7 protein-coding genes and 1 other annotated feature are annotated in these 7,904 nt (G+C 56.6%); of the genes, 3 read left to right on the plus strand and 4 right to left on the minus strand.

Features of this window, described 5'->3' with window-relative positions:
- Positions 1 to 42 precede the first annotated feature (42 nt).
- The 4 genes from pheA to bamD form a co-directional block, all read right to left on the minus strand.
- Positions 43 to 1,200 (minus strand): bifunctional chorismate mutase/prephenate dehydratase, encoded by a 1,158-nt coding sequence (gene pheA, locus GT753_RS15895; protein ID WP_004932460.1) that lies wholly within the window; start codon positions 1,198 to 1,200, stop codon positions 43 to 45.
- Between the two features lie 42 nt (positions 1,201 to 1,242).
- Positions 1,243 to 1,369, minus strand: a sequence feature (Phe leader region).
- Positions 1,321 to 1,368 (minus strand): hypothetical protein, encoded by a 48-nt coding sequence (locus tag GT753_RS15900; RefSeq protein WP_101428074.1) that lies wholly within the window; start codon positions 1,366 to 1,368, stop codon positions 1,321 to 1,323. Its footprint overlaps the feature before it by 48 nt.
- Before the next feature lie 122 nt (positions 1,370 to 1,491).
- Positions 1,492 to 1,833 (minus strand): ribosome-associated translation inhibitor RaiA, encoded by a 342-nt coding sequence (gene raiA / locus GT753_RS15905; RefSeq protein ID WP_004932457.1) that lies wholly within the window; start codon positions 1,831 to 1,833, stop codon positions 1,492 to 1,494.
- Between the two features lie 312 nt (positions 1,834 to 2,145).
- Complete coding sequence (gene bamD / locus GT753_RS15910; protein ID WP_004932456.1) at positions 2,146 to 2,877, minus strand: outer membrane protein assembly factor BamD; 732 nt, start codon at positions 2,875 to 2,877, stop codon at positions 2,146 to 2,148.
- Between the two features lie 131 nt (positions 2,878 to 3,008).
- Between bamD and rluD the strand changes: the two genes are divergently transcribed.
- From rluD to clpB, 3 genes are all read left to right on the plus strand, one after another.
- On the plus strand, positions 3,009 to 3,986 hold the full coding sequence (gene rluD, locus GT753_RS15915; RefSeq protein ID WP_004932452.1) for a 23S rRNA pseudouridine(1911/1915/1917) synthase RluD: 978 nt from the start codon (positions 3,009 to 3,011) through the stop codon (positions 3,984 to 3,986).
- Positions 3,986 to 4,717 carry a purine nucleoside phosphorylase YfiH gene (yfiH, locus tag GT753_RS15920; RefSeq protein ID WP_021505298.1) on the plus strand — a complete coding sequence of 244 codons (732 nt, stop codon included), beginning with the start codon at positions 3,986 to 3,988 and terminating at the stop codon, positions 4,715 to 4,717. The genes rluD and yfiH overlap by 1 nt, the downstream gene beginning before the upstream one ends.
- Before the next feature lie 130 nt (positions 4,718 to 4,847).
- Positions 4,848 to 7,421 carry an ATP-dependent chaperone ClpB gene (gene clpB, locus GT753_RS15925; RefSeq protein WP_004932446.1) on the plus strand — a complete coding sequence of 858 codons (2,574 nt, stop codon included), beginning with the start codon at positions 4,848 to 4,850 and terminating at the stop codon, positions 7,419 to 7,421.
- Positions 7,422 to 7,904 lie beyond the last annotated feature (483 nt).

The raw sequence follows: 7,904 nt of genomic DNA on the forward strand, positions 1-7,904 counted from the left end.
AAACGTAAAAGGTTCGGCTTGGCCGAACCTTTTTTTATGGTTTCAGGATGGGTTGACCGGCACCACGGTGTCGCTCGGGTAGCAGCCCAGGACCTTCAGCGAGCGGGTGATTGGCGCCAGATCGCGCAGCGCTTTTTGCATCGCGTCGGCACGCAGATTGGCCTGCACATCGATATAAAACATCTCTTCCCACGGATTGCCGTTGATCGGGCGTGATTCCAGTTTGGTCATGATGATGCCGTTGTCGCGCAGAACCAGCAGCGCTTCGACCAGCGCGCCGGATTGTTGGCCGGTCGCCATGATCAGCGTGGTTTTGGCCGGCACCTGTTCAGATACGTCGATCGCTTTGCGCGCCAGGACGATGAAGCGAGTGATGTTCTGCTGCTGGTTGGCGAGGTTGTGTTCCAGCACCTGCAGCCCGTACAACGCGCCGCCGGCCTCACTGCCCAGCGCCGCCACCTTCGGCGAATTCAGCTTGGCGACTTTCTCCATCGCCGCGGCGGTGCTTTCGGTGTACTCGATTTTCCAGTGCGGGAAGCGGTTAAGGAACTGGCTGCACTGTTGGAACGGCTGCGGGTGGCTGTAGACGGTTTCAATCTGGCCCAGGTCGCTGTCGCCGGCCACCAGAACACAGTGGTCGATCGGGTTGGTCAGTTCGCCGACGATCGACAGGCTGGTGTGTTGCAGCAGATCGTACACTTCGTTAATCGAGCCGGAGCTGGTGTTCTCGATCGGCAGAATGGCATAGTCCGCCTGGCCGGTTTCCACCTGGGCGAAGATATCCTGAAACTTTTGGCAGCCGCATTCGATCAGCCGATCGAAATGGCGGGCAGCGTATTGGCGTGCCGCCAGATGCGAATAAGAGCCTTTCGGGCCGAGAAAGGCGATGCGGGCGGAGTGTTGGCTGACGGGGTTGAGCTGGTGCTGCAGCAGCGCCTGCTGGGTCAGTACGGAATCTTCGATAATCAGTTGAAACAGACGGGTGACGTAGAAGCCGTCCAGGTCGTAAGGTTTGGCGGCGGCGATCAGCGCATCCAGCAGATCGCGTTCGCGCTCTTTGTCGCGGATCGGGCGGTGAGAGTGCAGCTTGGTCTTGCCGACTTCGATCGCCAGCTCACGGCGTTCCGCCAGCAGGGCCAACAGTTTCAAGTCCAGTGCGCTGATGCGCTCGCGCAGCACCAATAACGGGTTGTCAGTCATAATCAGCTTCCGCCTTCTGTTCTTATTCGTTGTAAAACAGCCATAAAAAAAGCCCCCTGTCTCCAGGAGGCCTTGTTGTTCGTCTTCGCATTCTTTCTCACACGACGAAACGCCTCCCAGTCAGGGGAAGGTAAAAAAGAATGCGAAGAAAAACGGTGTGCGTGGCATGGTCTACCTAAGGTTAATGTGAACAGGTTTTAAAGTAACCGCTGGCCTTTAGCCCGTCAACAAAAATACCCGACAAAAAACGCGCCCTCGGGCGCGTTTGATGCGGCAATCGCTGTCGGACGGTTATTCCTGCTCTTGCGTGACTTCCGGCACGATGTCTTTCACGCTGGCGTTGCAGCGGCGCGCTTCGCCTTTGTGCTGCACTTTGTTCAGCTGGCGCTCCAGCTTGGCGATCAGCTCATTAACGGCGGTATACATGTCATCATGTTTGGCGCTGGCGACCAGCGGGCCGTTAGGCGTGGTAATGGTAGCATCGGCGACAAACCCCTGCGGTTCTTTGGATAAGACGATATGCGGGTTAATCAGCTGGGTCTGCCATTTTTCCAGTTTGGTGAGACGGTCTTCGACGTGATTGCGGATTGCGGGAGTGATATCCATTTGTTTGCTGGTAATGTTCAATGTCATATAACTTACCTCTCTGTCTTTCCGTCTTGGTGAATCCAGCATACCCCGCTTTTTGTTTAAATGCGTGATGTAAATCACGATTTTTTGTCACTTTTTGCAAAGTTAGTTCAATCTGTGATTCAGCATTTGAATTGGCTATCTAATGCTTGAGAGTTGCCGCCGGATGGCGCATTATCGATGAGTTGACCGGTGAGGAGTACTAGCTAACACCGTGTTTTTACTTGTGTATTTTTCCAGTGAAAACCAGGTCGACGCCAATGAAAACGGCAGCCTCGGCTGCCGTTTGGTTTTTCTGCCGTTGCCGACGCGCGCTTATTGCGGGTTGGCGGCGATCACTTTGGCCACTTTGTCAGCCTGGCCGTTCAGCTGCAGCTGCTTATAGGCATTTTCCATCAGCGGCAACACGTCGTGCGTCGCTTTGGTATCCGGGAATTCACGCAACATCTGCTCGGCGCGATTAACGACCGCGACGTAAGCACCGCGTTTAGTGTAGTATTCCGCCACCGAAAGCTCATACTTGGCCAAACGGTCTTTCAGATACACCAAACGCTTGTTGGCGTCGGTCGCGTACTGGCTGTTCGGGTATTGCTGAATCAACTGGCTGAAGTCGCGGAACGCAGCGCGAGCGTGCTGAGGATCGCGGTCCGAACGGTCAACCCCGAAGAAGCCCTGCAGCGCGCTGTCATCGAGCGCCATGTCGGTCAGGCCGCGCATGTACATCACGTAATCGATGTTCGGGTGCGTCGGGTTCAGACGCATGAAGCGATCGATGGATGCCTGAGCCATCGGCAAGTCGGCGGCCTTATAGTAGGCGTAAATCAAATCCAGCTGGACCTGCTGGGAATACGGCCCGAAAGGATAGCGGTTATCTAACGCTTCGAGTTGCGTAATCGCGCCCTTGAAGTTACCGTCCTGCAGTTTTTGCTGCGCGGTAGCATAGATTTCCGAAGGTGGGTTGTCGGGAACCGCATCCTTGGATGTGGAGCAACCTGCCAGCGCCAGGCTCAACGTGGCTGCCGCCACCAGATATTTCATACGCGTCATGACGTTTTGATTATCCTCAGGGTGTTATTCCGGGAGACTGTCCGTTAAGCTCCCGACAAAGACCAGGTACAATAGCACATTATATTAAACGGCATCGCCGTGAAAACCCAACGTTAACGAAGAAGCTGCATATGGCACAACAAGTACAACTCACCGCAACGGTGGCCGAATCTCAACTCGGACAACGTTTAGATCAGGCTTTGGCCGAATTGTTCCCTGATTATTCACGATCTCGCATAAAAGAGTGGATCCTGGGCGATCGGGTGAAGGTCAATGGCAAAACGTCAAACAAACCGAAAGAGAAGGTGCTGGGCGGAGAGACCGTCGCCATCGATGCACAGATTGAAGAAGAGGCGCGTTGGGAGCCACAGGACATCGCGCTGGATATCGTCTATGAAGACAGCGACATCCTGGTGATCAACAAACCGCGCGATTTGGTGGTGCACCCTGGCGCCGGTAACCCGGACGGCACGGTGCTCAATGCGCTGCTGCATCACTACCCGGAAATTGCCGACGTGCCGCGTGCCGGCATCGTGCACCGTCTGGACAAAGACACCACCGGCCTGATGGTGGTGGCGAAAACCGTGCCGGCGCAAACCCGGCTGGTGGAAGCGCTGCAGGCGCGTGAGATCACCCGTGAATACGAAGCGGTGGCGATCGGCACCATGACCGCCGGCGGCACGGTAGAAGAGCCTATCGCGCGTCATTCCACCAAGCGTACCCATATGGCGGTGCACCCGATGGGTAAACCGGCGGTAACGCACTACCGCATCATGGAACACTTCCGCGCGCACACCCGCCTGCGCCTGCGCCTGGAAACCGGCCGTACTCACCAGATCCGCGTGCACATGGCTTACATCAGCCATCCGCTGGTGGGCGATCCGCTGTACGGCGGCCGTCCGCGTCCACCAAAGGGCGCTTCGGAAGCCTTCATCAACACGCTGCGCGGCTTTGACCGCCAGGCGCTGCACGCCACCATGCTGCGTTTGTATCATCCGATCAGCGGCATCCAGATGGAGTGGCATGCGCCGCTGCCGCAGGACATGGTCGATCTGATCAACGCGCTGAAGGCGGACACCGAAGAATTCAAAGATCAGATGGACTGGTAATGAGCTCGCTCATTCTGCCTGACTGGCCGTTGCCTACCGGGGTTAAGGCCTGCAGCACCACGCGTGGCGGCGGCGTTAGCCTGCCGCCTTATGACTCGCTGAACCTCGGCACCCACGTCGGTGATGAGGCGCAAGGGGTGACACGCAATCGGGAACGTTTGGTTACCGCCGCTGGTTTGCCGCAGATGCCGGTGTGGCTCGAGCAGGTGCACGGCACTCGCGTGGTGACGTTGACAGGGAAAGCGCCCGCCGATCTGCGGGCGGATGCGGTGTACAGCAATGTGCCGGGGCAGGTGTGCGCCGTGATGACGGCGGATTGTCTGCCGGTGCTATTCTGCTCTCAGCACGGTGACGAAGTGGCTGCCGCCCACGCCGGCTGGCGCGGGTTATGCCACGGCGTGCTGGAGCAAACCGTGGCGGCGTTCAGCGCCGCGCCGGGTCAGATCAGCGCCTGGTTGGGGCCGGCGATCGGCCCACAGCAGTTTGAGGTCGGGCCGGAAGTGCGCGCCGCTTTCATGGCGGAAGACGCCGAAGCCGCGGCGGCGTTTACGCCGCACGGCGATAAGTTTTTGGCTAATATCTATTTGCTGGCTCGCCAACGTTTGTTGCGAGCGGGCGTGCAGGCCATCTATGGCGGCGACCGCTGTACGGTTAACGAAACGAGTCATTTTTTCTCCTATCGGCGCGATGGAATAACCGGACGTATGGCAAGTTTAATCTGGCTGATATAACCTATTGAATTAGGACGATCCAACGACGCATGGCGTTGTACCGAAAATTTAGCGTCGAGATAACCTTGAAAATTTGAGGGATGACCTCATTTAATCTCCAGTAGCAATTTCGACCCATCTTGGAGGTGTTATGCGTCTGGATCGTCTTACCAACAAATTCCAGCTTGCCCTCGCCGATGCCCAGTCACTAGCCCTTGGGCACGACAACCAGTTTATTGAACCGCTACATCTGATGAGCGCCCTGCTCAATCAGGAAGGGGGCACGGTTCGTCCACTATTAACTTCCGCAGGTATCGATGCCGGGCGCGTGCGCACCGAAATCGAACAGGCGCTGTCCCGTTTACCGCAGGTAGAAGGCACCGGTGGCGACGTTCAACCGTCCCACGAGCTGGTGCGCGTCCTGAACCTGTGCGACAAGCTGGCGCAGAAGCGCGCGGATAAATTCATTTCTTCCGAGCTGTTTGTGCTTGCGGTGCTGGAAGACCGCGGCTCGTTGACCGACTTGTTGAAAGCGGCCGGCGCAACGGCCGACAAAATCAGCAAAGCCATTGAACAAATGAGAGGCGGTGACAGCGTGGAAGACCAAGGCGCCGAAGACCAACGGCAAGCATTGAAGAAATATACCATCGATCTGACCGAACGTGCCGAGCAGGGCAAACTTGACCCGGTGATTGGCCGTGACGAAGAGATCCGCCGCACCATTCAGGTGCTGCAACGCCGCACCAAAAACAACCCGGTACTTATCGGCGAACCTGGCGTGGGTAAAACCGCCATCGTCGAAGGCCTGGCGCAGCGCATCATCAACGGCGAAGTGCCGGAAGGGTTGAAGCACAAGCGCGTATTGTCCCTCGATATGGGCGCTTTGATCGCCGGCGCCAAATATCGCGGCGAGTTTGAAGAGCGTCTGAAAGGCGTGCTCAACGATCTGGCCAAGCAGGAAGGCAGCGTGATCCTGTTTATCGACGAACTGCACACCATGGTCGGCGCCGGTAAGGCGGATGGCGCAATGGATGCGGGCAACATGCTCAAACCGGCGCTGGCGCGCGGCGAGCTGCACTGCGTCGGTGCCACCACGCTGGATGAGTATCGTCAATATATAGAGAAGGATGCGGCCCTCGAACGTCGTTTCCAGAAAGTGTATGTGGCGGAGCCGAGCGTGGAAGACACTATCGCTATTCTGCGCGGCCTGAAAGAGCGTTACGAACTGCACCACCACGTGCAGATCACCGATCCGGCCATCGTGGCGGCGGCAACGCTTTCGCACCGTTATATCGCCGATCGTCAATTGCCGGACAAGGCTATTGACCTTATCGACGAAGCGGCGTCCAGCATTCGCATGCAGATGGACTCCAAGCCTGAATCGCTCGACAGGCTTGAGCGCCGCATCATTCAGTTGAAGCTGGAACAGCAGGCGCTGAATAAAGAGTCGGACGACGCCAGTAAGAAACGCCTGGAAATGCTCAGCGATGAGTTGGGGCAGAAAGAACGCGAATATTCGGAGCTGGAAGAAGAGTGGAAAGCGGAAAAAGCGTCACTCTCCGGTACTCAGAACATCAAGGCGGAACTCGAGCAGGCCAAAATCACCCTGGAGCAGGCGCGCCGCGTCGGCGATTTGGGGCGGATGTCGGAACTGCAGTACGGCAAGATCCCTGAGCTGGAGAAACAGCTCGCCGCTGCCACGCAGGCCGAAGGCAAGAGCATGAAGCTGCTGCGCAACCGGGTAACCGATGCGGAGATTGCCGAAGTGCTGGCGCGCGCGACCGGGATACCGGTGGCCAGGATGCTGGAAGGCGAGCGCGACAAGCTGCTGCGCCTGGAGCAAGAGCTGCATTCGCGGGTGATCGGCCAGGACGAAGCGGTCAGCGCGGTCTCTAATGCTATCCGCCGCAGCCGCGCCGGGTTGTCCGATCCTAACCGGCCGATCGGTTCGTTCCTGTTCCTTGGCCCGACCGGGGTGGGGAAAACCGAGCTTTGCAAGGCGCTGGCTTCGTTCCTGTTCGACAGCGACGACGCCATGGTGCGTATCGACATGTCCGAGTTTATGGAAAAACACTCCGTTTCTCGTCTGGTCGGCGCGCCTCCGGGCTATGTCGGTTATGAAGAGGGCGGCTACCTGACGGAAGCCGTACGTCGTCGGCCTTATTCGGTGATCCTGCTGGATGAAGTCGAGAAAGCGCACCCAGACGTGTTTAACATCCTGCTGCAGGTGTTGGATGACGGCCGCCTGACCGATGGCCAGGGCCGTACCGTCGATTTCCGCAATACCGTGGTGATCATGACGTCCAACCTGGGTTCGGATCTGATCCAGGAGCATTTCGGTCAGATGAACTACGCGCAGATGAAAGAGTCGGTGATGGAGATGGTGAGTCACCACTTCCGTCCGGAATTCATCAACCGTATCGATGAAGTGGTGGTGTTCCATCCGCTGGGCGAGAAACACATTGCTGCGATCGCCAAGATTCAGCTGTCGCGTCTGTACAAGCGTTTGGAAGAGCGCGGTTACGAAGTAACCATGACCGAGCCTGCTCTGGCATTGTTGAGCAAAACCGGTTACGACCCTGTGTATGGTGCGCGTCCGTTGAAACGCGCTATTCAGCAGGAGATCGAGAACCCGTTGGCGCAGCAAATCCTGTCCGGCAAGCTGATCCCCGGCAAGCTGGTGACGCTGGATGTGGAAAACGACCATATCGTTGCACGCCAATAACGGCAATTAAGCCTATTAAAGATGAAAGGGAGCGGGTGACCGCTCCCTTTTTTTTATCTTCTTCTTTTTATCTTCGTTTGTCCCTATTTACAGAGGTTGCCGCTATTACTGTGCTAAAACCGGTGTTTTTCGACTAATAAATATCCTAAAAAGGCGTTTTTGGTGGTTATTTGAGCGCTTGAAAAGTTTTTTGCAATTAGGGGTTGCGGCTCGCCGAGAACTCCCTATAATGCGCCTCCACTGACCGGGAACAACGACTGACAAGCCGCCGGGTCAGCGAGAAGAAAGCGAAATAAACGCTTGACTCTCCGGGCGAAAAGCGTAGTATACGCAGCCCGCGCCGATGAGTTTCTCGGCACTGCTCTTTAACAATTTATCAGACAATCTGTGTGGGCACTCCACAAGACGATATCCAGCATCTTCGGATGCAAAAAAATATCAAGTCTTGAAGAGTGACTAACTGAAGTAAAATTCATGCAGTAA

It is taken from the genome of Serratia sp. Z4 (assembly GCF_009900725.1).
Classification (GTDB): Bacteria; Pseudomonadota; Gammaproteobacteria; order Enterobacterales; family Enterobacteriaceae; genus Serratia; species Serratia nematodiphila.

Coding starts and splice junctions, on each gene's coding strand:
- pheA (WP_004932460.1), bottom strand. CDS start 1,200: ATGACTGACAACCCGTTATTGGTGCTGCGCGAGCGCATCAGCGCACTG.
- raiA (WP_004932457.1), bottom strand. CDS start 1,833: ATGACATTGAACATTACCAGCAAACAAATGGATATCACTCCCGCAATC.
- bamD (WP_004932456.1), bottom strand. CDS start 2,877: ATGACGCGTATGAAATATCTGGTGGCGGCAGCCACGTTGAGCCTGGCG.
- rluD (WP_004932452.1), top strand. CDS start 3,009: ATGGCACAACAAGTACAACTCACCGCAACGGTGGCCGAATCTCAACTC.
- yfiH (WP_021505298.1), top strand. CDS start 3,986: ATGAGCTCGCTCATTCTGCCTGACTGGCCGTTGCCTACCGGGGTTAAG.
- clpB (WP_004932446.1), top strand. CDS start 4,848: ATGCGTCTGGATCGTCTTACCAACAAATTCCAGCTTGCCCTCGCCGAT.